The following is a 22,979-nucleotide window of genomic DNA, read 5'->3' on the forward strand; positions in this document are numbered from 1 at the left end:
CGCGCAGGGGCGAGCCTAGCAGCAGAATGGCGAAGGTCAAAAGCGATATGCCGCAAGCCTGCGATGCGGCAAAGGATCGCCGCATCCGGTCCCGGTCAGCGTCCCCACCACCGGGGGAACGCCGTTACTCGGCTTTTTTCGCCTTTGAGGCCGTCTTCTTGGCAGCAGGCTTTTTGGCGGCTGCCGGCTTTTTCGCCGCAGCTTTCCTGGCCGGCTTCTTGCCCGATTTCGCCGCTTTCTCCGAAATCAGCTCAAGCGCGCGCTCAAGCGTGACATCGCCGGGGGCAAGATCCCTGGGCAGCGTGGCGTTGACCTTGCCCCATTTGACATAGGGCCCATAACGCCCATCAAGCACCTGCACCGGCCCGCCCTGGGGATGCTCGCCCAGTTCGGCCAAAGGTGCAGCGGGCGCCGCCCGGCCACGACCCCGTTTCGAGGCCAGGACCTCGACCGCGCGATTCATGCCGATGGTAAACACCTCGTCCACATCGGGCAGGTTGGCATAGGTCGCGCCATGTTTGACATAGGGGCCATAGCGGCCGATCCCGGCCTCGACCAGCACGCCGTCCTCGGGATGGGGGCCGATTTCGCGCGGCAGGGCCAGCAGCGCCAGCGCCCGCTCAAGATCGACCGACCCGGTATCCCAACCCTTGGGGATCGAGGCGCGCGGCGGCTTGGGATTCTCGGCCGTCGCCTCGCCGCGCTGGACATAGGGGCCAAATCGGCCGTTCTTCAGACTGATCTCATCACCATTGTCGACGCCCAGGACGGTGTCGCCCATGACCTCGCCCTCGGGCGAGCTGATCGGCCGGGTAAAGCGGCATTCGGGATAGTTTGAACACCCGATGAACGCCCCACCTGAACGCGCGGTTTTCAGATGCAGCCGCCCCTTGTGGCACAGCGGGCATTCGCGGGGGTCCGAACCATCGGGACGCGGCGGGTAAAGATGCGGGGCCAGCGCGTCGTCAATCGCCTCAAGCACTTCGCCGATACGCAGATCCGCCGTGCTTTCCAGCGCCGCGGTGAAATCGCGCCAAAAGCGGCGCAGCACTTCACGATAGGCCCGCTCGCCCGACGAGATATCGTCCAGCTCACCTTCCAGATTGGCGGTGAAGTCATAGCTGACATAGCGCGGAAAGTATTTTTGCAAAAAGATCGTGACCAGGCGGCCCTTATCCTCGGGGATCAGGCGGTTCTGTTCCTTGCGGACATAGTCGCGTTCCTGGATCGTGCCGATGATCGAGGCATAAGTCGAAGGCCGGCCGATCCCCAGCTCTTCCATGCGTTTGACCAGCGTTGCCTCGGTATAGCGCGGCGGGGGCTGGGTGAAATGCTGTTCGGGCGTGACCGAACGCTTTTCGGGGGCCTCGCCCTCGTGGATCAGCGGCAGGCGGCGGCCGTCCTCATCCTCTTCGTCGTCGCGGCCCTGATCATAGATCTTGAGAAAGCCGTCAAACAGCATCACCTGACCAGTGGCCCGCAGACCGACCTGTCCATCGGCCGAGCCGATCTCGACCGTGGTACGCTCCATCCGCGCCGATTCCATCTGGCTGGCCAGCGTCCGCTTCCAGATCAGGTCGTAAAGCGCCTTTTGATCCTTGTCCGAAACCGGCAACCGGTCCGGCGACAGCATCATGTCGGTCGGACGGATACATTCATGCGCCTCTTGCGCGTTCTTGGCCTTGTTCTTGTACATGCGCGGCGATTTCGGCAGGTACTCGGCGCCGAACCGCGCCCTGATCGCATCACGCGCCGCCATCACCGCCTCGGGCGCCATGTCGATGCCGTCGGTTCGCATATAGGTGATATAGCCCGCCTCATAGAGGCGCTGCGCCGCGGACATGCAAGCCCGCGCGCCAAGACCCAGCTTGCGGCTGGCCTCTTGCTGCAGGGTCGAGGTCATGAAGGGCGGCCACGGATTGCGGCTGGCAGGCTTGGCCGCAACGCTGAGCACCTTGAGATCGCGCGAGGTGATGGCAGTGACAGCCAATTTCGCCTGCTCTTCGGTCGCCAGGTCGAAACGCTCAAGCTTCCTGCCGCCAAAAACTGTCAGGTTGGCATCGAACTCATCGCCACGCGGCGTCGCAAGCCGGGCGTGGACGGTCCAGTATTCCCGGGCCTTGAAGGCCTCGATCTCCATCTCGCGGTCAACGATGATGCGCAGGGCGACCGATTGCACCCGGCCTGCCGATTTCGCACCCGGCAGCTTGCGCCACAGGACCGGAGACAGGTTGAAACCGACAAGGTAATCCAGCGCCCGCCGCGCCAGATAGGCATCGACCAGCGGCTGGTCGATCTGGCGGGGGTTCGCCATGGCCTCGGTCACTGCGGATTTGGTGATCGCGTTAAAGGTGACACGGCTGACCTCGGCCCCTTTCTTCAGCGCCGGGGCAAGGGTTTCAAGCAGGTGCCAGGAAATCGCCTCGCCTTCGCGGTCAGGGTCGGTGGCAAGGATCAGGGTCGGGTCCGAAGCCAGCGCGTCCTTGATCGCCTTGACGTGCTTTCTCGATTCGGCCGCGACCTCCCATTTCATGGCGAAATCCGCCTCGGGATCGACGCTGCCATCCTTGGGCGGCAGGTCGCGCACATGACCGAACGAGGCCAGAACGGTATAGTCGTCGCCCAGATATTTGTTGATCGTTTTGGCCTTGGCCGGAGATTCAACGACGACGACAGGCATGAAGATTCCTTCGCTTGATTCGGCGCCGGAACATGGGGGGCAGCCGACGAACTGTCAACGCCGGCCTGCCGTCCCGCCCGAATATCCCTGAAAATTCAGGGTTTCGGGCTGGGCCAAATCAGATCCCGTCGCCCACGAAGGCCTTTTCGACCACAAATTCGCGCGGTTCGCTGTTGGCGCCTTCGCGCAGGCCAAAGCCCTCAAGCACCGCTTTGACGTCGGTGTTAAAGGCAAGGCTGCCGCAGATCATGGCGCGGTCATTCGCTGCATCCATCGGCGGCAAGTTCAGGTCGGCAAAGACCTTGCCCGAGGTCAGGTTATCGGTAATCCGGCCCATAAAGGGCGACTCTTCCCGCGTGGTCGTCGGGTAATAAAGCAGCCGGTTAAAGAACTCTTCACCGTAAAGCTCACCCAAAAGCGGGTCGTGGCGCAGGTTCTCGACCAGCTCGCGACCATAGGTCAGCTCATCCGCGGTGCGGCAGGTGTGCATCATGATCACCTGCTCGTACCGCTCATAGGTTTCGGGGTCGCGCATCAGCGAGGCAAAGGGCGCAATGCCTGTGCCGGTCGCCAGGAACCACAGCCGCTTGCCGGGCAGAAGCGCGTCCAGAACCAGCGTGCCGACGGGCTTGGGACGCAGGATGATCTGGTCGCCCGGCTGAATGTTCTGCAGCCGCGAGGTCAGCGGCCCGTCCGGCACCTTGATCGAGTAGAACTCAAGCTCATCATCCCATGCCGGAGAGGCAATGGAATAGGCGCGCAGGATCGGCTTGCCATTGTCATCGGGCAGGCCGATCATCACGAACTCGCCCGAACGAAAGCGCAGGGACGCCGGTCGCGTCACCCGGAACGAGAACAGGCGATCCGTCCAGTGCCGGACCGAGGTCACGGTCTGGGCATCGGGCAGGGTCTTGGCGGGTTTGGCGGCAATATCCACGGAAAGATCCAACGTCATATCGGGGTCCCGGTTTATCTAATGCATGAGGGGGCGGGGTGAAACCCCGGGTTCAGCCAGCAAGCCGCGACCGATGGTCCCAGACCTGCCAATCGGCACGATACAGCCACTGCTCTTGCGGCTGGCGCTCGGCCAGCGCAGCCGGGATCTGCACCTCGTCAAAGCCCACGCGACGCGCCATGGCATATTGATCGGCAATCAGCCCGCCAACCGCGCGCAGCCGGCCCTGATAGCCCTTTTCGCGCAGAATGCGGGCCAGCGAAAAGCCGCGTCCGTCGGTCATGGCCGGAAAGTCGATGGCGATCAGCTCATGACCAAGATAGCCGTCAAGGCTGTCCGGATCGGTATCCGGCGCCAGGACAACCGGCTCGGCCCCGTCATGGGGGTGGAAACCGTCATCGCGGACCAGAAAGAATTCGCTCATGCCTTTGCTCCTGTGCGGACCATGCGCCCGCCGATGAAATGGATGCCGCATTCGGTCTTGGCGCTGCCCCGCCAGCGCCCTGCGCGCGGGTCTTCGCCTGGTCTGACGGGCGAGGTGCAGGGTGCGCAGCCGATCGAGGCGTAACCCTTGGCGACCAGAGGATGGCGCGGCAGGTTGTTTTCGGCCATGTAGTCCTGAACGTCCTGCGGCCGCCAATGCGCCAGAGGGTTGATGCGCAGCCGCGCCGGAGGCTCGGCCTCAAAGAACTCAAGCTCTTTGCGGGCACCGCCCTGAAAGCGTTTGCGTCCCGTGATCCAGGCGTCGAACCTGGACAGCTCACGTTCAAGCGGTACGGTCTTGCGCAGATCGCAGCAAGCATCAGCGTTGAACTGGTGCAGCGTGCCGTCGGGGTCGTTCAACGCCACCTCACGCTCGGTCGCGCGGACCACCCGCACATCGGTCAGCTTCAGCTTTTCGGTGACCTCAAGCTGATAATCCAGCGTCTCCTGGAACAGCATCATCGTGTCGATGAACAACACCGGAGTCCCCGGCGCCACCACCGAGACCATATGCAGCAGCACCACCGATTCCGAACCGAAGCTGGAAACCAGCGCCGTCTCGCCCAGATCGGGGTCGCGCAGGGCACGCCGCAACACCTCGGTCGCGGCATGGTGACGATAGCGGTCGTTCAGCCGCGCGGCGCGGGCATCCAGCGTCTGATCAAGCATCGGCCGGATACAGCGCCGCCTTGAACGGAGCCACCCCTACACGGCGATAGGTGTCAATAAAGCGCTCTTCGGGCGATTCGCGCAGTTCCAGATAGGCGTTGATGACGCGGTCGATGGCCGGCACCACCTCTTCGGCCGGGAAGCCAGCGCCGGCGCGCTGGCCAATGGCCGGAATGTCATAACCGTCACCACCCAGCGTGATCTGATAGTTCTCGACCCCGGCACGATCGAGGCCCAGAATACCGATATGGCCCAGGTGATGATGGCCGCAGGCGTTGATGCAACCCGAGATGCGGATGTTGAACTGGCCGATCTCTTCTTCAAGACCACGGGCGCGGAAATGCTCGGCGATGTCCTGTGCGATCGGAATCGAGCGGGCAGTCGCCAGCGTGCAGTAATCCATGCCCGGGCAGGCAACGATATCACTGATCAGCCCGGCATTGGCGGTGGCCAGACCGGCTGCCTTCAGCTCTTGATAGACCGCGAACAGGTCCGATTTGTGAACATGCGGCAGGACCACGTTCTGTTCATGGCTGATGCGCAGATCGTGATGGCCGTAACGCTCGGCCAGATCGGCCAGCAGGCGCATCTGTTCAGCCGAAGCATCGCCCGGCGTCGCGCCCGGTGCCTTAAAGGTGACGGTGACGCTGGCATAGCCATCGACCTTATGGGCCGACAGGTTGGTGTCGGTCCAGCTGCGGAAGGCCGGATTTGCCGCGCGGTGCTGTTCGTAATCACCTTCGGGCTCGTTACGGAAGGCTGGTGGGGCGTAAAGGCTTTTCAGCGCGGCCAGCAGGTCCTGATCGACGCCGGTAAAGACCTTGCGGCGACGCTCAAACTCGGCCTCGATCTCTTCGCGCATCACGTCAAGGCCGCGCTCGGCCACGGTGATCTTGATGCGCGCCTTGTATTTGTTGTCGCGCCGGCCCGAGAGGTTGTAGGTCGCGATGATCGCCTCGACATAGGGCAGCAGATCGCCTTCGGGCAGGAACTCACGCACCACCTGCCCCAGCAAGGGCGTACGGCCCAGCCCGCCGCCGATCCAGACCTGATAGCCCAGTTCACCCTGCTCGTTACGCTTAAGGCGCAGGCCGATGTCATGGGCGGCGATGACCGCGCGGTCCCTCTTGCCGCCCGAGACGGCGATCTTGAACTTGCGCGGCAGGAACTGGAATTCGCCATGGTCGGTGGACCATTGCCGCAGCAGCTCGGCATAGGGGCGCGGATCGGCAACCTCGTCAGCAGCCGCGCCGGCAAAGGCATCAGTCGTCACATTTCGGATCGTGTTGCCCGAGGTCTGGATGGCATGCAGCCCGACATCGGCCAAAGCGTCCAGCATATCCGGGATATCAACCAGCTTCGGCCAGTTGAACTGGATATTCTGGCGGGTAGTCCAGTGACCGTAACCCTTGTCCCATTTCTTGGCCAGCAGCGCCAGCGTGCGCATCTGGTCGGGGCTGATCGTGCCATAGGGAATGGCCACCCGCAGCATATAGGCATGCAGCTGCAGGTAGACACCATTCATCAGCCGCAGAGGGCGAAACTCATCCTCGGTCAGGCTGCCGTTCAAGCGCCGCTCGACCTGCTGGCGGAATTGCTGGGCGCGGTGGCGCAGGTATTCGTTGTGCTGGGGACGCGCGTCAAACATTGCTGGCCTCGACTTCGGACTGGGCGAACTCGGCTTGCTTGCCGTGGAAATAATTGGACGGACCGCGGCGGCGGAACGCTTCGCGGAAATGCGTGGGCTCGGGGCGGCCATCGGGACCGCGGCGGGCCTCGGCCAGGTAGGGGCCGACGACGATATTGCCCTGCGACAAAGCGTCGAGCAGCGCCAGATCGGCGATGGCCTCATCCTCGAACAGATCGGCCTCACGCGGGTCAGCGGTCCAGCCCCCGTCGCGCATCCACACGCAATGGCCCTGACGCAGATCATTGGCGGTAATGACGGCGGGGGTCGCGGGGGATGGGGTAAAGCCTTTGGACATGGCCCTTTGCCTTTCGTTTCCTGTCCTGTCTATATAGAAAAAAATCCCCCATATTGACGAGTGGGCCAGAAAAATAAGAAACATGTCCCGTAATGGCGCAAATAGTCAGGACGCAATTTCACAATGAGCGACGAGCGACAAACACCCATCCGGCTGGACGACACTGACCGCAAAATCCTGTCCCTGCTGCAAGAGGACGCGACCCTGTCGCTGGACGATATTGCGGCCCGTGTGGGGGCGTCCAAGACCCCGGTCTGGAACCGGATTCGCAAGCTGCGCGAGGCCGGAGTGATCCGCGCCCAGGTCGCGCTGCTTGACCCCGATTCCCTTGGGCTCGACGCCTGTTTCTTCGTGCTGATCCGCACCAGCGAGCATGACCCCGAATGGGCGCGACGCTTTCTGTCCGCCGTCCGCTCGCGCCCCGAGGTGATCGAGGCGCACCGCCTGGCCGGCGACATCGACTACATCCTTAAGGTCCGGGTCCGCAACGCGCGCGCCTATGACCGCTTTTATCAGGCGCTGATCTCAGAGGTCAGGATCCACAACGTCACCGCGCTTTTGTCGATGGAAGAGCTCAAGGCGACGACCGCCCTGCCTCTAAGCTAGGGCGGCCAGCGCGCGCGGCAGCGCCTCGGCAAAAGCAGAAAGCTCTGCCTCAGGCCCGCATGAGACGCGGATACAGCGGTCAAGCGGTGCAACGCCGGGCATGCGTACAAAGATGCCCTCGCTCGCCAGCGCCTCAAGCAGGGCGCGGGCAAAGGCGCCATCGCGGCCGCAGTCGATGGTGACGAAATTCGTGGCCGAAGGCAGGGCGCTCAACCCGTTGTCAGCTGCAATCCCGGCGATCCGGGCACGGGCCGCGGCGGTCTGGGCCTGCACATGGCCCAGCCAGTCCTGATCCTCCAGCGCGGCAAGAGCACCAATCTGGGCGGTTCGGCTGATGCCGAAATGGTTGCGGATGCGGTCGAACCCGGCGATCAGCTCGGCCGGACCGATGGCATAGCCGATGCGCATCCCGGCCATGGCATAGGCCTTGGAAAAGGTCCGGAACCGGATCACCCGCGCATCTTCCGGGTCAATCCGGGGAATGGCCAAAACAGGGGCGAATTCAGCATACGCCTCATCCAGAACCAGCAGGCTGCCTTCGGGCAGATCATCCAGCATCGCCTCGATCCGCGCCCCCTCGTGCCAGCTGCCCATCGGGTTGTCGGGATTGGCCAGATAGACAAGCCGCGCCCCGGTCTCACGCGTTGCCGCAATCAGGGCATCGGGGTCCTCGGCATCGTCACGATAGGAAACTTTGCTCAGCCGTCCACCAAAACCGGCAACGTGATAATTGAAGGTCGGATAGGCCCCCTCAGAAGTCACCACCGCTTCGCCCGGGGCCACCATCAGCCGCACGAGCAGACCCAAAAGCCCGTCAACCCCCTCGCCCAGCATGATGTTCTCAGGAGCAACACCATGATGCGCCGCCAAAGCATGGCGCAGATCATGGCTGTCAGGATCGCCGTATTTCCAGACCTCGGCCGCCGCGCGCGCCATCGCCTCGACCGCCTTGGGAGAGGGGCCAAAGCCGTTCTCATTCGCCCCCAGCCGGGCGCGAAAGGGCGCACCGCGCCGACGCTCCAGCGTCTCGGGACCGGTAAAGGGGACCGTCGCAGGCAGTCCGGCGGGAATAGGGGCGAAACGAAAACGTGTCATGCCGCAACAGAAAACCCAATCGCGATCCGCGCGCAAGGGTGCCCCTCGCCTCCGCTTCTTTCGTGTCTAAATATCCATGGGACAAAGCCCCCGGAAAGCCGGACCTAGAACGCCTTGAAGGTGATCGTCGTCAGCGTCCGGACAATGCCGGGAATGTCGAACAGGTTTTCCGACAGAAAACGCCCGACATCCTGATCCTCGGGCACATAGATCTTGGCCAGCAGATCATAATCACCCGAGGTCGAGTAAAGCTCGCTCACGACCTCGCGGTCATAGATCGCATCAGCGACCTCATAGGTCTTGCCGGGCGAGCAGCGGAACTGGACAAAAACCGGGCGCATGGCGATCCTCTTGATCTCAGACGGCGACAGACTAGACCGTCGGCGCGGCGCGGGTCCAGTCCCCCCGCGCAAGTCCGCGCCAGAAGCGGCGCATCAGCAGGACCGCAGCACAGGTCAGCCCCGCCACCAGCCCCAGCCACAATCCGGCCGGACCGATCCCCGCAATGAAGGCCAGGCCATAGGCAACCGGGATGCCGACCAGCCAATAGCTGACTGCTGCAATGACCATGGGAACCCGGGTGTCCTGCACCCCGCGCAAAAGCCCCAGCCCGATCACCTGCATGGCATCGGTCAGCTGGAACAGACCTGCGTAAAACAGCAGCGCCGCCGCAATCTCGATGATAGCCGGGGTTTCAGCATGGGTCGCGTCGAGATACAGCCCGACCAATTGGCGCGGAAACAGCTCGAATGCTGCAACGGCAAGTACCGCGATCACGGCCGAAACCACGGTCACCGTAATTCCCGCATCACGCATCCCCAGCGCATCGCCGCGGCCTTTGGCCTGCCCGACGCGCACGGTGGCTGCGTTCGACATGCCCAGATGCAGCATAAAGGTCAGCGAGGCCAGCTGCAGCGCAATTCCATGCGCCGCAAGCTCTCGCGTGCCGATCCAGCCCATCATCACGTTCGAGCCGACAAATAGCCCACCCTCGGCCACCATGGTCAGACCGATGGGCAGACCCAGCAAAAAGACCGCGCGCATCTCGGTCCGGTCCGGGCGCCAAAAGCGCTGGAACAGCCGGTATTTGCGTGCCACCGGCAGCCATGCGGCATAGGCCGCGATCGCGAGCAGCCCCACATATTGCACAACGACCGCCGCAATCGCCGCCCCACGCACGCCCATTTCCGGCATGCCCATATTGCCAAAGATCAGCACCCAGTTCAGGAAAATCACCACCGGCAACCCGGCAAGCGTGATCCACAGCACGACCTGCGTACGCTCCATCGCCGCCAGATAGCTGTTCAGCGTCAGCTGGCACAGAACGGCGATCAGGCCGACACCCTCGATGCGCAGATAGTCCTGGGCCAGCTGGGCGACATCGGGTTTTTGCCCGACAGCCAGCAGGATCGGGCCAGAATACCACATCGCCGGCAACACCAGCACGGCATAGATCACCGACAGCCACAGCGCCATGCGGGCCGAACGGCGGACCTCGACCTCATCCCCCCGCGCAATGGCGGTGGCGATCAGGCCCATGACCCCGATGCCGAACCCCATACCCAGAAAGAACAGGATGTTAAAGAACGACACCGCAATGACCAAAGCGGCCAGCTCGGTCACGCCATACCACCCCATCATCACCGTATCGGCGACATGAATGGCCATGCGCGCAAGGTGGCTGCCGACAAGCGGCAGACCCAGCGCCAGTGTTGCGCGCAGATGGGGGATATAGCGGACAAAATTCATGTGTCTGCCTTATCCTTGGGCAGAGGCTGCGGCAAGATGGCACGCAAGGGCGAACCTCAGGGCAGGATCTCGACCTCGGTGCCGACACGGGCATGGGCAAAGATCTCTTCGATCTCGTCATTGGTGACGGCGATGCAGCCGGCAGTCCAGTCACCCTTGACGCGATAGCCGTCGGGGATCTGGTTCGGCTGGCCGTGAATCATGATGTCTCCGCCCGGGCTGACACCCATGCGCCGGGCCGCCTCGCGGTGATGAGGCTGGGGATAGTCGATGCCAAGCGACAGGTGATAGGCGCTGTTGCGGTTCAGCCGGTCGATGCGAAAAATGCCTTCGGGGGTGCGGCCGTCGCCTTCACGGCTTTTGTCACCATCTGGCGCAAAGCCAAGCGCGATGCGAAAGGTCCTGGGCGGTCCGCTTTCCTGATAGACGGTCATCCGGCGGGCAGCTTTTTCGACCAGAATGCGCTGTACGGACGAGGCAATGGGCGCCTCGGGCCGCGCTGGCGGGCGCTGAAAGATCGGCGGCAGCGCGATATGGGGCAGCCGGAATTCGGGCAGCCGCGGCCAGTGCCAGCCCGAAGCTGGCGGCTGCGTACTGCCCGGCGGCGGCAAGGTGGCGGGCTGAGGGGCCCAGATCAGCCACAGCCCCCACAGCAACGCCGCAAGGCAAAGCACCGAAAAGATCGCGCCAAGCCGCTTCATTGCAGGTCGCGGAATGCCTCTTGCAGCCGTCCCACCGCCTCGATGACACGGGCGCGCTGGGTGGCGATATTAAACCGCAGGAAGTTTTCGCCTCCGGTGCCAAAGGTGCCGCCGTGGTTGGCGGCGATTCGGGCACCTTGCTCGACCCGGCGGGTAAACTCGGCCCGCTCCATCCCGGTGCCCGAGAAATCGACCCACGCCAGATAGGTCGCCTGCAAGGGCATTGAGCCAAGGCCGGGGATCGCGCCCACCCCGTCGTCAAAGATGCGGCGGTTGCCGTCAAGGTAATCGGCCAGCGCATCGACCCAGGCGGCCCCTTCGGGCGAATAGGCGGCGGCGACCATGGCCGGCCCGAAAAGCCCGGGCGAGATGCCCCCGGCCATCATCCGGTCCTGCAGCCGCTTGCGCAGCCCCTCATCGGCCACGATCAGATTGCCGATATGTGCGCCCGCAATGTTAAAGGTCTTGGTCGCGGCGGTCAGCGTGATCAGCCGCGCCGCAGCCTCGGGCGCAGCATTGGCCAAAACCGTATGCCGCGGGCTGCCCGGCATGACCAGATCGTGATGGATCTCGTCCGAGACCAGAATCAGGTCATGGGCTGCACAGAAATCGGCGATCTGGCGCAGTTCCTCGGTGCTCCAGACCCGGCCACCGGGGTTATGGGGCGAACAAAGGATCAGCATCCGTTCGCGTCCGGTCAGCAGGCTTTGCCAGCCCTCCCAGTCCAGACGGTACTGACCGTCCTCAATGACCAGCGGAAACTCGGCCACCTCGCGGCCAGAGGCGCGGACGACCCGGGCAAAGGCGTGATAGACCGGGGTCATCAGGATGACGCGGTCGCCCGGCTGGGTGAAGGTATCGACACAGATCGAGGTTCCGTTCACCAGCCCATGCGCAGACAGGATCCATTCAGGCTCAACCTGCCAGCCGTGGCGGTTTGCCATCCACCAGCGGATCGATTCGATATAAGCCGGGTTCGCGCCGGGATAGCCATAGACGCCATGCGCGGCCAGACGCTCGACCGCCTGCTGCACCGAAGCGGGCGGGCGAAAATCCATATCCGCCACCCACATCGCGATCCCGTCACGAGGCGAGACGCCATAGGTCGCCTGCATGTCATCCCATTTGGAGCAGGTGGTTCCGGTGCGGTCGATCAACTCGTCAAAGTCAGGCAGCGTCATGGGTCATACCTCGGTTTCCATTCGCTGACACCATAGCGGCTTGTTGCGCAAGGCCAAGGCTTGCCCTAGATCACGGGCATGACATTGCGCAGCATCATCCTCCACCCCGATCCGCGGCTGAAAAAGATCTGCGAGCCTGTGGCCCGCATCACCCCCGAGATCGAAACGCTGGCCGCCGACATGCTGGCCACGATGTATGACGCGCCGGGCGTTGGCCTGGCCGCGCCGCAGGTTGGCGTCCTGTCACGGCTTTACGTCATGGACTGCGAAAAGGACCCCGAGGCCCCGCGCAACCCCGTGGTCATGGTCAACCCCGAGATCACCTGGCGTTCCGACGAGCTGAACACCTATGAGGAAGGCTGCCTCTCGATCCCCGACCAATATGCCGATGTGACCCGGCCCGCCCAGGTCAAGGTCCGCTGGCTGGGCCTCGACGGCAAAACCCATGAGCGCGATTTTGAAGGGCTGTGGGCCACCTGCGCCCAGCACGAGATCGACCACCTCGATGGCAAGCTGTTCATCGACTATCTCGGCCCGATCAAGCGCCAGATGATCACCCGCAAGATGGTCAAGCTCAAGCGTGAGCGGGGTCGTGGCTAAGCCCGCACCCCCTGCGCCTGCAAGACAGGGCCGCGTCCGGCCCGTCCTGATCCATCCCCATCCCGCATTGCGTCACCGCTGCGATCCGGCAGCGGCGCTGTCCCGCGACCGGATCAATGAACTTGCCGCCGATCTGCTGGCAACCATGTATGACGCGGGTGGGCGTGGCCTTGCCGCACCGCAGATCGGCAAGCCCTGGCGCATCTTTGTCATGGATCACGGCTGGAAAGAGGGTGCACCCAGTCCGCGCATTGTGATCGACCCCGAGATCGAGCCCCTCGGCAGCGAGGTGGGCACGATGGAGGAAGCCTGCCTTTCAATCCTCGATCATCCGGTGGCGGTAACTCGACCAGTCACGGTGCGGCTGCGCTGCCTTGATCTTGCAGGCCAGCCGCAAAGCCTGACCCTGACAGGGATCGAGGCACGTATCGCCCAGCATGAGGCAGACCATCTCGACGGTCGCCTGATCCTTGATTTTGGCACGGGACCGCAGGACACAGGGGAATGATTTACCTTCGTCTGCCGCCGTGCTAGCCGGGCTTTCTCTGCTGACAAGGCCCTTTCGATGACCATCCGCCCTTTCCTGCCCTATGCCGACCGCCGGTTGCACACTCCGGCCGAGCCGGTCGCCGAGATCACCGAAACCGTGCGGATGATCTGGGACGACATGATCGACACGATGGAGGCAATGCCGGGCGTCGGCCTTGCCGCACCCCAGATCGGGATCATGATGCGGCTGGCGGTGGTCGACGCATCGGAAAAGCGTGGTCAGGCGGTGCGCATGGCCAATCCCGAGGTGCTGCATGCCAGCGTGCAACTGCGCCCCCATGAAGAGGCAAGCCCCAACCTGCCCGGCGTCTCGGCCCGGATCGAGCGGCCCCGCGCTGTCACCGTGCGCTTTCTGAACGCCGACGGTGAAATCGAGGACCGGGATTTCGTCGGCCTGTGGGCGACCTCGGTACAGCATCAGATCGACCACCTGAACGGCCGGCTTTACGTCGATCACCTCAGCCCCCTGCGTCGCAAGATGATGGTGGCCAAATCGGCCAAGCTGACCCGCCGCTGACGGTTTTCTTTCGCAATGCGGGGGGTTAGGCTTGGGTCGCAACCAGCGCCTGGACCCAGCACATGTTCTCCCTCCTCCCTCTTCTGGCCGGATTGCTGTTATTTTCAGCGTCACTGACCCCTTCGCTCATTCCACGCGACTGGATGATGCAGGGGGTGCTGGCAGGCATGTCCATGGCGGCGGGCTATGTGCTGACCCAGTTCCTGCTGGCGATCTGGCGCACGCTTGAGCTGCCGGGACTGAAAGACCGCGCCGCCCGTATCGCCCATGCGGTCCTGGCGGTGCCGGTGCTGATCCTGCTCGCACGCGCCCTCATCCTGTCTGTCGAGTGGCAAAACAGCATCCGTGTCCGCATGGGCATGCCGGATCTTGAGGCCAATAACACCGCCAAGATGCTGGGACTGGCACTGGTGGTGTTTCTGGCTCTGTTTCTGTTCGGTCGGGGGCTGCAAGCGCTGTTTGACCTTCTGCGCCTGCGGCTTGCGCGCCATATCCCCTCGCGCAGCGCCAACGTGCTGGGGCTTTTGCTCGCCGCGATGATCGTCGTCACCCTGACCCGCGACGGGGTGGTGAACTGGGCGATGCGCATTGCCGACCGCTCTTACGCCGCCGCCCAGCACCTGACCGATCCCAACCTTGGCCCACCATCCGAGCCATGGCAGTCAGGCTCGGCCGCCTCGGGGGTCGATTGGGGGCTGATGGGCAAGCCTGGCCGCGACTTTGTGCTAAGCGGGCCGCGCGCCAGCGATATCTCGGCCTTTACCGGCCGTCCGGCCAAAGAGCCTTTGCGCATCTATGTCGGCCTTGCGCAGGACAAGGACCCCGAGGTCCGCGCCAAGGTGGCACTGGACGAAATGCTGCGCGTCGGCGCCTTTGACCGCAAGGTGCTGGTGCTGGCCAGCCCGACCGGCACCGGCTGGATGGACCCGGCAAGTTACGATGCGCTGGAATATATGCATGGCGGAGACGTGGCGACGGTAGGGGTGCAATATTCCTATCTGCAAAGCCCTCTGGCCCTGATCTTTGAGACCGAATCCGGCCTTGACCAGACCACGGCGCTGATGCGCGTCATTTATGACCACTGGCGCCAGCTGCCGCAGGACCAAAGACCACGCCTTTATCTGCACGGCATCTCGCTTGGGGCCTGGTCGTCGATGTATGCCTTCAACCCGTTCCAGATGATGAACGAACCGGTCTCGGGCGCGTTCTGGGCCGGGCCGCCCTTTCCGTCGACCCTGTGGCGTCAGGCCAATGACGCACGCGAACCCGGCAGCCGCCTTGTCCTGCCCGATGTCGATGACGGCGAGGTGATCCGCTATGCAAGCCAGTTCGCATCGCCCGACCGCTCGGGTCGCCCATGGGGCCGGCTGCGCATCCTGTTCCTGCAATATGCCAGCGATCCGATCGTCTTCTATGATCCCGTCTCGCTGTGGCGCGAACCGCAATGGATGCGCGAGCCGCTGGCCCCCGATGTTTCGCCCCGGTTGCGCTTTACCCCGGTGGTGACACAGTTGCAGCTGGCGGTGGACTTGCTGGTTTCGACCTCGGCCCCGCCCGGATTTGGCCATACCTATCACGCGCATGACTATATTGATGGCTGGGTATCCGTGACCGCCCCCGAGGGCTGGAGCGCCGCCGACACACAGCGGCTCAAGGCCATCTGCGGTCAGAACGGAAGGCTGGGATGCGCAAAGGGCTGATCCTGGCGCTGGTGCTGCCCGGGCTGGTGCTGCTTGTGCTCGTGCTGAACACGGCGCGCAACTATGCCGGCTGGCAGCCCGCGACCGAACCCCCCGCCGAACGGCTGGCGCGGCTTGAACCCTACTGGCGCATTTTGCGCCCCGAAGGGCCAGGCCCGCATCCCGCCGCAATCCTGCTGTCGGGCTGCGACGGGGTGCATGACAATATGGATTATTGGGCGCAACAATACGTTGCCATGGGCCGGGCGGCGCTGATCCTTGACAGCCACGCGCCAAGATCGCTGGACAGGGCACAGGCGTGGCGGGCGCTTTGCGCGGGGCAGGTCCTGCCAGGGGCCGAGCGGGCCGCCGATCTGGCCGTGGCACTCGCGGCGCTGCGCGACATGCCGGGGATCAATGCCTCGGATGTGGCGCTGCTCGGGGCGTCGCATGGGGGCTGGACGGTGATGGAGCTGATGCGCGAGCTGTCCTCTGACACGCCCCCTCCCGGCCTTTCGGAATGGCCCGTGCCGCCCGACAGCCTGACCGCCCAGCTTGGGCCAGCGGTGGTGCTTTACCCCTATTGCGGCCTGCTAAGTGGTGCGGCCAAGGGGCCGTGGCCGGGTCGGGTGCGAATGCTGATGCTGCTGGCGGCCGAGGATTCGATCACCGATTCCGCCGATTGCCAACAGATGGCGGCGGATCTTGCCGCCACAGGTACGCATCTCGACGTCATCACCTATCCCGGCATCAACCACGGCTTTGACCAAAGTGAGCGTTCCATACTCTCACCGCTGGAGTTCAATGCACCAGCCCGGGCACAGGCGACCCGCCATATCCGCGCCTTCATGGGTTTTGCCGCCGCCGAAGCCGGGATATGAGGTCGCCACAGTAACGGAGGGCAGCAATGCGCGTCATCTTCATGGGCACACCCGACTTCTCGGTCCCGGCGCTGCGGGCCATCGCCACGCAGCATGAGGTCGTCGCGGTCTACTCCCAACCGCCCCGCGCGGCGGGACGCGGGCAAAAGCCGCGCCCCTCGCCGGTGCAGCGCGCTGCCGCGGAACTGGGCCTGCCCGTCCGTACGCCCGAGCGGCTGAAATCCGTGCAAGATCAGGCGGAATTCGCCGATCTTGGTGCCGATGTGGCGGTCGTCGCCGCCTATGGCTTGATCCTGCCACCTGCGGTGCTGGCCGCGCCGCGCTTTGGCTGCCTGAATATCCACGCCTCACTGCTGCCGCGCTGGCGTGGCGCGGCGCCCATCCACCGCGCCATCATGGCCGGGGACGCCGAAACCGGCGTCGCCATCATGCAGATGGAGGCGGGGCTGGACACTGGCCCGGTACTGGCCGAGGCCCGCACCCCCATCGGTCCCGAGGACACCACCGCCGATCTGCACAACCGGCTGGCCGAGATGGGCGCCGCGCTGATCGTCGAACAGCTGGAGCGTCTGCCGCAACCTGCCCGCCCACAACCGGCCGAAGGCGTGACCTACGCCCAAAAGATCGACAAGGGCGAGGCGCGGATAGACTGGAGCCAGCCTGCCGCCCAGATCGACCGCCAGATCCGCGGCCTGTCGCCCTTTCCCGGCGCGTGGTGTCTGATCGGGGACGAAAGGGTGAAGCTTTTGCGCTCGCGCCTTGCCCCCGGTTCAGGTGCGCCGGGGCAAGTTCTGTCGGGCTTTACCATCGCCTGCGGCGAAGGCGCGGTCGAGGTGCTTGAGGCCCAGCGCGAAGGCAAACGCCCCATGCCCGCAATCGAAATCCTGCGCGGCCTGACCCTGCCCCCACGGCTTGGCTGAGGCGCTGTAGCGATTTCGTTACAACCTATGGATGAACTCGCGCTTGCAGGCCGTTCCGCTTAACACCATGTTAATATTTCCCTGTCACACCGGAACAATATGATTTGGTCCGGTAATCCTGGAAAGGGGGATGACGATCATGGAAAATCTGATCCGTGTGATGGCCGACCATTGGTGGGTGCCGCTTTTGCGCGGCATCGCGGCCATCCTTTTCGGCCTGATGGCGTTGGTCTGGCCGGGCCTGACGGTCTATATGCTGCTGCTGGTCTTTGGTGCCTATGCAATTTTGACGGGGTCATGGCGATCGTCATTGCCTTCCGTCGCAAGTCTTCGGACGATGGCTGGTGGGCCTGGGCGCTGGACGGGTTGCTGTCCATTGTCATCGGCCTGATGGCCCTGTTCTGGCCCGAGGCGACGGCGCTGGCCTTCATCATCTGGATGGCCGCCTGGGGTGTGGTCGCCGGTGTCTTCCGCATCGTCGCCGCCATCCGCCTGCGGCACGAGATCGAGGGTGAATGGGCGCTGGGACTCAGCGGGCTGCTGCTTATCACCTGGGGTGTGCTGATGGCGCTGCTGCCGGCGGCGGGCCTGCTCAGCATCGCATGGCTGATCGGAACCTTTGCGCTGCTGATCGGCGTGGTGATGATCGCGCTGGCCTTCCGGCTGCGGCGGCTAAGAAGCGCCTGACCATCAGGTCCCGCGCGGTTTGGCGCGGGTGGTCGGGTCGGCCTCCAGCGGGTTCTCTGGCCAGGGGTGGCGTGGATAGCGACCACGCATATCCTTGCGGACATCAGCATAGCCGCCCGCCCAGAAACCCGGCAGGTCCGTCGTCACCGCGACGGGCTTGCCCCCGGGTGACAGCATGGTGATGCGTAGGGGCCTGCCACCTGCGCGCGGATGCCGCGCGACACCGAAAAGCTCTTGCAGCCTCAGCTCGATCGAAGGGGTCTCGTGATCATAATCAATGGGCAGTTTGCGGCCTAAAGGTGTCAGGAAATATGCCGGAGCCTCTTTGTCCAGCCGACGCTGCCCATCCCAGCCGATACGGGCCTTAAGCGCCTCGGTCAGATCGAGTCCGCGCAGATCTGAAAGTGTCCGCACCCTGCCGAGCCAGGGCAGCAGCCAGTCAGGTTCAGCAAGCAGGCTTGCATCATCCACCGCACCCAGCTCAGGGATCAGAGCGATCCGCGCCCGCAGCCTCGCCGCCGCGGGGGTCCAGCTCAGGCCATTGGCGCGCAGCCCCTCAAAGGCGGCGCGCGCAAGGGCCGCAGGGTCGGCGTCGTCCATCGCACGATCAGCCAGCACCAACGCACCCAGCCGTTCCTGCCGACGAGCGATGACGCGGTTGTCGCGGCGCGACCATTCGACCAGTTCGACGCTTTCGATACGATCGGGAAACAGGGCGCGAAGCTCTTCCTCGCTGATGGGGGCGGCCATGCGGATCCGCGCCTCACGGGTGTCTCCGTCCAGATCGGTGGCGACGATCAGGCGATCGCCGGCCAAAGCATCGCCCTCGGGCAGAACCGCACCCTTGCCGCCTGACAGGACATAACGCAGCTGATCGCCCTTGCGGCGCAATCCGATGCGGTCGGGATAGGCTAGCGCCGCCATCGCGCCGGGCGACAGCCCCGCCGCAGCTCCATCCCCCGCCATGCGACGCAGGCGCTTGGCCTCATCACGAATGCGGTGCAACGGACCGGGGTTTACAGGCCAGGGGTGACGGTCCTGATAGGCGCGCTGGTCACGGATTGCGGCAAGCCGCAGGGTCAGATCAGCAGGCGCGCCTGTCAGCGGGTCACGCTCGGCCATCAGCGCAGCCAGATCGGCTGCCTCGCGCCCCGCAGTGACCAGCATATGCGCCAACCGCGGATGCAGCGGCAAAGGTGCCAGCCGCCGCCCATGATCGGTAATACGATCAGATGAATCCAACGCGCCAAGATCGCGCAGCAGCGCCCGCGCCTCGGCCAAAGCTGCCTCGGGCGGCGGGGTCAGAAAGGCAAGGTCTCGCCCATCCGAACCCCAGATCGCCAGTTCCAGCACCAATCCGGTCAGATCGGCCACCGCAATTTCGGGTGGGGCAAAGGCTGGCAGGGCCCCTTCTTCGGCCCGCGCCCATAGCCGGTAGCAGATGCCGGGCGCGACTCGTCCGGCACGGCCCCGGCGCTGTTCGGCCTCGGCCCGGCTGACCCGCTCGGTCACCAGCCGCGACATGCCCGAACCGGGATCAAAGCGCGCGCGCCGCGCCCGGCCCGCATCCACGACCACCCGCACATCTGGAATGGTCAGCGAGGTCTCGGCGATCGAGGTTGCCAGCACGATCCGCCGCCGCCCGCCACCCGTCGGATGCAAAACAGCGCGCTGGGCCCTGAAGTCCATGTTGCCGAAAAGAGGCAGCACTTCGGCATCGGTATCAAGCATTGCCCCGACGCGGCGAATCTCTCCCTCGCCCGGCAGAAAGGCCAGGATGGTGCCGCCAGTGTCACGGGTCGTCGACTCGGCCTCGGCGATCAGCCGCGCCGCCTCGGGCACCAGCCGGGCCCCTGCGGGCAGGGGACGGCCCAGCCAGCGGATTTCGACCGGAAAGGCGCGGCCTTCAGAGCGGATGACAGGCGCATCCTCAAGCAGCGCCGCCACCGGCTCGGCATCAAGCGTCGCTGACATGACCAGCAACGCAAGGTCTGGACGCAGGGCCTGGCGCGCCTCCCACGTCAGGGCAAGGCCAAGATCGGCGTTCAGGCTGCGTTCGTGAAATTCGTCAAAGATCACGCAACCGATGCCGGAAAGCCCGGGGTCGGACTGGATCATCCGGGTCAGGATGCCCTCGGTCACCACCTCGATACGCGCGCCCGGCACCGCCTCGCCGCGGATGCGATAGCCGACTGTGCGACCCAAAGGCTCGCCCAGCGTTTCGGCCATACGCTCGGCCGCGGCACGGGCGGCAAGGCGGCGCGGCTCGAGCATGACGATCCGGCCCGCGACGACCGGCAACAGCGCCAAAGGCACGCGCGTCGTCTTGCCCGCACCCGGCGGTGCCATCAGAACCGCGCGGCCATGGGCGGTCAGCGCGGCAGTCAACTCGGGCAATACGGCGTCGATGGGCAGATCCATCCCCGCGTTATGGCAAAGCACCGCCGGAGCGAAAAGAGGGACCTCTACACATCCGGCCCCGGCCTGCCTATCTTTGATCCCGCCGATGCTGGGGCCAATGCGAGGGACCGAATGGGGATAGCCGACGATCTGATGCAGGGCCTGGGCATTTCCGACCCGGTGCTGCGCCTTGGGGTGACGGGCCTGTCGCGGGCAGGCAAAACCGTGTTCATCACTTCGTTGGTTGCGAACCTGCTCGACCGGGGGCGGATGGCGGCGCTGCGCGCAGCGGCGGATGGCTCGCTCAAGGCAGCATGGTTGCAGCCGCAGCCCGACGATACCGTGCCGCGCTTTGATTATGAGCGGCATCTCGCGGCAATGACCGGCCCCGATCCGCATTGGCCCGAGGGCACACGCCACGTCAGCCAGTTGCGCCTGTCGTTGCGGGTCCAGCCGCGCGGGCTGATCGCAGGCTGGCGCGGCCAGCAGGTCCTGCATCTTGATATCGTCGATTACCCGGGCGAGTGGCTGCTGGACCTGCGGCTGATGGACAAGGATTTTGATCAATGGTCGCAAGAGGTCCTGGACAGGATGGAGCGGCGCCCCGGCGTGCTGGAGTTCCGCGCCGCACTTGCCGGCACCGACACCGCCCGCTTTGACGAAACGGCAGCGCAGGCGCTGGCCTCTGCCTATACCCGTCACCTGCATCTGGCGCGCGAAGCGGGCTGGTCGGACTGCACCCCCGGCCGTTTCCTGATGCCGGGGGAGCTTGACGGCTCTCCGGCGCTGACCTTTACCCCTCTGCCGCATGAGATGCGGTCAACGCCTCTGGGCCGCGAATTCGCCCGCCGTTTTGGGGCCTATAAGGCACAGGTGGTCCGGCCCTTCTTTCGCGACCATTTCGCCCGCATCGACCGGCAGGTCGTGCTGATGGATGTGCTGGGCGCGATCCATGCAGGGCCGCAGGCGGTCGAGGATATGCGCCGCGCCATGGCCGATATCCTTGGCGCATTCCGACCCGGACGCGCGGGCTGGCTTGCCCAGCTATTGGGTGCGCGGCGCGTGGGACGCATCCTCTTTGCCGCGACCAAGGCCGACCATCTGCACCATATCCAGCACCCGCGCCTGACCGGCATCACCACCGCCATGCTGCGCGAGGCCCGCGACCGCGCCGATTTCTCGGGTGCGCGGACCGAGGCCATGTCCATCGCCTCGCTGCGCACCACCACCGAAGAGATGATCCGGCAGGACGGCGAGGACCTGCCCGCCGTGCGCGGCACATTGATGGATGGGCGGCAGGCGGCATTCTACCCCGGAGAGTTGCCGGCCAACCCATCGGAACTGCTGGTTCCCGCCAGTCAGGGCGCGACGCGCTGGCTGGACGGAGATTACGCGATCATGAACTTTGCCCCGGCACCGAACACGATGCGGCCGGGCGATGGACCTCCGCATATTCGTCTGGACCGCGCGGCCGAATTCCTGATCGGCGACAGGCTATAGGAGAGCGCAATGGCTGAACCTCCGAAACGGCGCGGACCGGTTCTGCTGGAGTTGGACGATGTCCAGCCCGAGCTGTCCCGGACTGAACCGCCACAACCCGGCGCCCAGTTCGATCCCCGCCCCGATCAGCGCGACCGCAAGCCACCCCGGACCGAGCTGCGCGAAGGCGACGCCGCACCCTCGCCCGCGGATGCGCCGATGATTGACGACGGCCTGGCCCCCCTGCCACAGCCGCGCACCATGCAGCTTGTGGCGCGGCTGGTCGGGCGTGGCCCGTCACGGCTGACACGGTTCTTTATCAATACCGGGGTCGCGCTGTTCACCTTTCTGCTGTCGGTCGCCGCGCTGCGCTATCTGACCGACCTCTTGAACAGCTACCCGCTGCTGGGCTGGATCGGCATCGGCCTGATGGTCCTGTTCTGCCTTGCCGCGCTGGCGATGGCGTTTCGCGAATTCCGTGCCTGGTCGCGCTTTGCCGCCATCGACGGCATTAACCGCGAGGCCGGGGCGGCACTGGCTGCAAACGACTTGAGGTCGGCGCGGCATGTGGTGGACCGGATGGAAAGCCTGTATCGCGCCCGGCCCGAGCTTGAATGGGGCCTGACGCGCCTGCGCGAACGCAAGGGCGATACCTATGATGCCGAAACCCTGATCGCGCTGGCCGAGACCGAATTGCTCGCGCCCCTCGACATCGAGGCCCGGCGCGAGATCGAGGCAGCCGCCCGCACCGTCGCCGCCGCCACGGCGCTGATCCCGCTGGCGCTGGCAGATATCATTGCCGCGCTGGCCGCAAACCTGCGCATGATCCGCCGCATGGCCGAAATCTATGGCGGTCGGGCGGGCGCAGTGGGCGGCTGGCGGCTGGCGCGCACCGTGATGACCCATCTGATCGCCACCGGGGCGGTCGCGGCCGGCGACGACCTGATCCACACCGTCGCCGGAGGGGGACTGCTCGCCAAGGTCTCGAAACGCTTTGGCGAAGGGGTGGTCAACGGGGCTCTGACCGCCCGGGTCGGCATCGCAGCGATGGAGGTCTGCCGTCCGCTGCCCTTCATCCACCAGCCCCGCCCCCGGGTCGGCAATCTGATCGCACGCGGCCTGAAGGGGCTTTTCGGCGAGGACACCGAGAAGTAGCCGCCCCC

Annotated in this window: 23 protein-coding genes; 11 read left to right on the plus strand and 12 right to left on the minus strand. The window is 64.9% G+C overall.

The genetic code is table 11. From position 1 onward, the window contains the following. Nucleotides 1-124: 124 nt before the first annotated feature. The 6 genes from topA to M511_RS06845 all read right to left on the minus strand — a co-directional run bounded on the left by topA (nucleotide 125) and on the right by M511_RS06845 (nucleotide 6,772). Entirely contained in the window at nucleotides 125-2,680 is a 2,556-nt protein-coding gene (gene topA, locus M511_RS06820) for a type I DNA topoisomerase (protein WP_085501760.1), read from the minus strand. Nucleotides 2,681-2,798: 118 nt separating this feature from the next. Further along, the gene (locus tag M511_RS06825; RefSeq protein WP_010393694.1) at nucleotides 2,799-3,635 is read right to left on the minus strand and encodes a ferredoxin--NADP reductase; all 837 of its coding nucleotides are present in this window, start codon (nucleotides 3,633-3,635) and stop codon (nucleotides 2,799-2,801) included. Between the two features lie 52 nt (nucleotides 3,636-3,687). Beyond that, nucleotides 3,688-4,059: a DUF934 domain-containing protein gene (locus tag M511_RS06830; RefSeq protein ID WP_010393693.1), complete on the minus strand. Its 372-nt coding sequence runs from the start codon at nucleotides 4,057-4,059 to the stop codon at nucleotides 3,688-3,690. Beyond that, nucleotides 4,056-4,787 (minus strand): phosphoadenylyl-sulfate reductase, encoded by a 732-nt coding sequence (locus M511_RS06835; RefSeq protein WP_085501761.1) that lies wholly within the window; start codon nucleotides 4,785-4,787, stop codon nucleotides 4,056-4,058. The genes M511_RS06830 and M511_RS06835 overlap by 4 nt, the downstream gene beginning before the upstream one ends. Further along, nucleotides 4,780-6,435, minus strand: coding sequence for a nitrite/sulfite reductase (locus tag M511_RS06840; protein WP_085501762.1), 1,656 nt, complete (start codon nucleotides 6,433-6,435; stop codon nucleotides 4,780-4,782). Before M511_RS06840 ends, M511_RS06835 begins: the two co-directional genes overlap by 8 nt. Further along, nucleotides 6,428-6,772, minus strand: a complete 345-nt coding sequence (locus tag M511_RS06845; protein WP_010393684.1) for a DUF2849 domain-containing protein — start codon at nucleotides 6,770-6,772, stop codon at nucleotides 6,428-6,430. The genes M511_RS06840 and M511_RS06845 overlap by 8 nt, the downstream gene beginning before the upstream one ends. Nucleotides 6,773-6,895: 123 nt before the next feature. Here M511_RS06845 and M511_RS06850 point away from each other — a divergent pair, with 123 nt between their 5' ends. Then, nucleotides 6,896-7,378 carry an Lrp/AsnC family transcriptional regulator gene (locus M511_RS06850; protein WP_010393682.1) on the plus strand — a complete coding sequence of 161 codons (483 nt, stop codon included), beginning with the start codon at nucleotides 6,896-6,898 and terminating at the stop codon, nucleotides 7,376-7,378. Here the strand turns inward: M511_RS06850 and M511_RS06855 are convergent. The 5 genes from M511_RS06855 to M511_RS06875 form a co-directional block, all read right to left on the minus strand. Continuing rightward, complete coding sequence (locus M511_RS06855; protein ID WP_029371528.1) at nucleotides 7,370-8,473, minus strand: pyridoxal phosphate-dependent aminotransferase; 1,104 nt, start codon at nucleotides 8,471-8,473, stop codon at nucleotides 7,370-7,372. The two genes, M511_RS06850 and M511_RS06855, sit on opposite strands and share 9 nt — an antisense overlap. 104 nt (nucleotides 8,474-8,577) lie before the next feature. Beyond that, on the minus strand, nucleotides 8,578-8,814 hold the full coding sequence (locus M511_RS06860; protein ID WP_010393678.1) for an Lrp/AsnC ligand binding domain-containing protein: 237 nt from the start codon (nucleotides 8,812-8,814) through the stop codon (nucleotides 8,578-8,580). Nucleotides 8,815-8,845: 31 nt separating this feature from the next. Further along, nucleotides 8,846-10,222 carry an MATE family efflux transporter gene (locus tag M511_RS06865; protein ID WP_085501763.1) on the minus strand — a complete coding sequence of 459 codons (1,377 nt, stop codon included), beginning with the start codon at nucleotides 10,220-10,222 and terminating at the stop codon, nucleotides 8,846-8,848. 56 nt (nucleotides 10,223-10,278) lie between these two features. Continuing rightward, nucleotides 10,279-10,923 (minus strand): L,D-transpeptidase family protein, encoded by a 645-nt coding sequence (locus tag M511_RS06870; RefSeq protein ID WP_010393674.1) that lies wholly within the window; start codon nucleotides 10,921-10,923, stop codon nucleotides 10,279-10,281. Next, nucleotides 10,920-12,104: a MalY/PatB family protein gene (locus M511_RS06875; protein ID WP_085501764.1), complete on the minus strand. Its 1,185-nt coding sequence runs from the start codon at nucleotides 12,102-12,104 to the stop codon at nucleotides 10,920-10,922. The genes M511_RS06870 and M511_RS06875 overlap by 4 nt, the downstream gene beginning before the upstream one ends. A 78-nt stretch (nucleotides 12,105-12,182) precedes the next feature. On the opposite strand from M511_RS06875, the gene def (M511_RS06880) reads away from it, so the two are divergent. The 8 genes from def (M511_RS06880) to M511_RS06910 all read left to right on the plus strand — a co-directional run bounded on the left by def (M511_RS06880) (nucleotide 12,183) and on the right by M511_RS06910 (nucleotide 17,937). Continuing rightward, the gene (gene def / locus M511_RS06880) at nucleotides 12,183-12,704 is read left to right on the plus strand and encodes a peptide deformylase (protein ID WP_010393670.1); all 522 of its coding nucleotides are present in this window, start codon (nucleotides 12,183-12,185) and stop codon (nucleotides 12,702-12,704) included. Continuing rightward, nucleotides 12,697-13,212, plus strand: coding sequence for a peptide deformylase (locus tag M511_RS06885; protein WP_254901045.1), 516 nt, complete (start codon nucleotides 12,697-12,699; stop codon nucleotides 13,210-13,212). The genes def (M511_RS06880) and M511_RS06885 overlap by 8 nt, the downstream gene beginning before the upstream one ends. Nucleotides 13,213-13,269: 57 nt before the next feature. Next, nucleotides 13,270-13,770, plus strand: a complete 501-nt coding sequence (gene def, locus M511_RS06890; RefSeq protein WP_010393666.1) for a peptide deformylase — start codon at nucleotides 13,270-13,272, stop codon at nucleotides 13,768-13,770. 62 nt (nucleotides 13,771-13,832) lie between these two features. Next, nucleotides 13,833-15,470, plus strand: coding sequence for an alpha/beta hydrolase (locus M511_RS06895; RefSeq protein ID WP_029371523.1), 1,638 nt, complete (start codon nucleotides 13,833-13,835; stop codon nucleotides 15,468-15,470). Continuing rightward, on the plus strand, nucleotides 15,455-16,330 hold the full coding sequence (locus M511_RS06900; protein ID WP_085501765.1) for a dienelactone hydrolase family protein: 876 nt from the start codon (nucleotides 15,455-15,457) through the stop codon (nucleotides 16,328-16,330). Before M511_RS06895 ends, M511_RS06900 begins: the two co-directional genes overlap by 16 nt. Nucleotides 16,331-16,356: 26 nt before the next feature. Next, nucleotides 16,357-17,250: a methionyl-tRNA formyltransferase gene (gene fmt, locus M511_RS06905; protein ID WP_085501766.1), complete on the plus strand. Its 894-nt coding sequence runs from the start codon at nucleotides 16,357-16,359 to the stop codon at nucleotides 17,248-17,250. 160 nt (nucleotides 17,251-17,410) lie between these two features. Beyond that, nucleotides 17,411-17,641 carry a DUF308 domain-containing protein gene (locus M511_RS19575; RefSeq protein ID WP_336245882.1) on the plus strand — a complete coding sequence of 77 codons (231 nt, stop codon included), beginning with the start codon at nucleotides 17,411-17,413 and terminating at the stop codon, nucleotides 17,639-17,641. Further along, nucleotides 17,548-17,937, plus strand: a complete 390-nt coding sequence (locus tag M511_RS06910) for an HdeD family acid-resistance protein (protein WP_240547558.1) — start codon at nucleotides 17,548-17,550, stop codon at nucleotides 17,935-17,937. Before M511_RS19575 ends, M511_RS06910 begins: the two co-directional genes overlap by 94 nt. Before the next feature lie 3 nt (nucleotides 17,938-17,940). Here the strand turns inward: M511_RS06910 and hrpB are convergent, their stop codons facing one another. Then, nucleotides 17,941-20,358, minus strand: coding sequence for an ATP-dependent helicase HrpB (gene hrpB / locus M511_RS06915; protein WP_085501767.1), 2,418 nt, complete (start codon nucleotides 20,356-20,358; stop codon nucleotides 17,941-17,943). Nucleotides 20,359-20,469: 111 nt separating this feature from the next. On the opposite strand from hrpB, the gene M511_RS06920 reads away from it, so the two are divergent. Together M511_RS06920 and M511_RS06925 are read left to right on the plus strand one after the other, a co-directional pair. Then, on the plus strand, nucleotides 20,470-21,837 hold the full coding sequence (locus tag M511_RS06920; protein WP_010393653.1) for a YcjX family GTP-binding protein: 1,368 nt from the start codon (nucleotides 20,470-20,472) through the stop codon (nucleotides 21,835-21,837). Between the two features lie 9 nt (nucleotides 21,838-21,846). Further along, nucleotides 21,847-22,971, plus strand: a complete 1,125-nt coding sequence (locus M511_RS06925; protein WP_010393651.1) for a YcjF family protein — start codon at nucleotides 21,847-21,849, stop codon at nucleotides 22,969-22,971. Nucleotides 22,972-22,979: the final 8 nt, after the last annotated feature.

Origin of the sequence: Paracoccus sp. J56, from assembly GCF_019633685.1 — a bacterium.
GTDB classification, from domain to species: domain Bacteria; phylum Pseudomonadota; class Alphaproteobacteria; order Rhodobacterales; family Rhodobacteraceae; genus Paracoccus; species Paracoccus kondratievae.

Excerpts from the sequence above, each read along its gene's own strand:
- topA (WP_085501760.1), bottom strand. The coding sequence starts at position 2,680 with ATGCCTGTCGTCGTCGTTGAATCTCCGGCCAAGGCCAAAACGATCAAC.
- M511_RS06825 (WP_010393694.1), bottom strand. The coding sequence starts at position 3,635 with ATGACGTTGGATCTTTCCGTGGATATTGCCGCCAAACCCGCCAAGACC.
- M511_RS06830 (WP_010393693.1), bottom strand. The coding sequence starts at position 4,059 with ATGAGCGAATTCTTTCTGGTCCGCGATGACGGTTTCCACCCCCATGAC.
- M511_RS06835 (WP_085501761.1), bottom strand. The coding sequence starts at position 4,787 with ATGCTTGATCAGACGCTGGATGCCCGCGCCGCGCGGCTGAACGACCGC.
- M511_RS06840 (WP_085501762.1), bottom strand. The coding sequence starts at position 6,435 with ATGTTTGACGCGCGTCCCCAGCACAACGAATACCTGCGCCACCGCGCC.
- M511_RS06845 (WP_010393684.1), bottom strand. The coding sequence starts at position 6,772 with ATGTCCAAAGGCTTTACCCCATCCCCCGCGACCCCCGCCGTCATTACC.
- M511_RS06850 (WP_010393682.1), top strand. The coding sequence starts at position 6,896 with ATGAGCGACGAGCGACAAACACCCATCCGGCTGGACGACACTGACCGC.
- M511_RS06855 (WP_029371528.1), bottom strand. The coding sequence starts at position 8,473 with ATGACACGTTTTCGTTTCGCCCCTATTCCCGCCGGACTGCCTGCGACG.
- M511_RS06860 (WP_010393678.1), bottom strand. The coding sequence starts at position 8,814 with ATGCGCCCGGTTTTTGTCCAGTTCCGCTGCTCGCCCGGCAAGACCTAT.
- M511_RS06865 (WP_085501763.1), bottom strand. The coding sequence starts at position 10,222 with ATGAATTTTGTCCGCTATATCCCCCATCTGCGCGCAACACTGGCGCTG.
- M511_RS06870 (WP_010393674.1), bottom strand. The coding sequence starts at position 10,923 with ATGAAGCGGCTTGGCGCGATCTTTTCGGTGCTTTGCCTTGCGGCGTTG.
- M511_RS06875 (WP_085501764.1), bottom strand. The coding sequence starts at position 12,104 with ATGACGCTGCCTGACTTTGACGAGTTGATCGACCGCACCGGAACCACC.
- def (WP_010393670.1), top strand. The coding sequence starts at position 12,183 with ATGACATTGCGCAGCATCATCCTCCACCCCGATCCGCGGCTGAAAAAG.
- def (WP_010393666.1), top strand. The coding sequence starts at position 13,270 with ATGACCATCCGCCCTTTCCTGCCCTATGCCGACCGCCGGTTGCACACT.
- M511_RS06895 (WP_029371523.1), top strand. The coding sequence starts at position 13,833 with ATGTTCTCCCTCCTCCCTCTTCTGGCCGGATTGCTGTTATTTTCAGCG.
- M511_RS06900 (WP_085501765.1), top strand. The coding sequence starts at position 15,455 with ATGCGCAAAGGGCTGATCCTGGCGCTGGTGCTGCCCGGGCTGGTGCTG.
- fmt (WP_085501766.1), top strand. The coding sequence starts at position 16,357 with ATGCGCGTCATCTTCATGGGCACACCCGACTTCTCGGTCCCGGCGCTG.
- M511_RS19575 (WP_336245882.1), top strand. The coding sequence starts at position 17,411 with ATGGCCGACCATTGGTGGGTGCCGCTTTTGCGCGGCATCGCGGCCATC.
- M511_RS06910 (WP_240547558.1), top strand. The coding sequence starts at position 17,548 with ATGGCGATCGTCATTGCCTTCCGTCGCAAGTCTTCGGACGATGGCTGG.
- hrpB (WP_085501767.1), bottom strand. The coding sequence starts at position 20,358 with ATGGATCTGCCCATCGACGCCGTATTGCCCGAGTTGACTGCCGCGCTG.
- M511_RS06920 (WP_010393653.1), top strand. The coding sequence starts at position 20,470 with ATGGGGATAGCCGACGATCTGATGCAGGGCCTGGGCATTTCCGACCCG.
- M511_RS06925 (WP_010393651.1), top strand. The coding sequence starts at position 21,847 with ATGGCTGAACCTCCGAAACGGCGCGGACCGGTTCTGCTGGAGTTGGAC.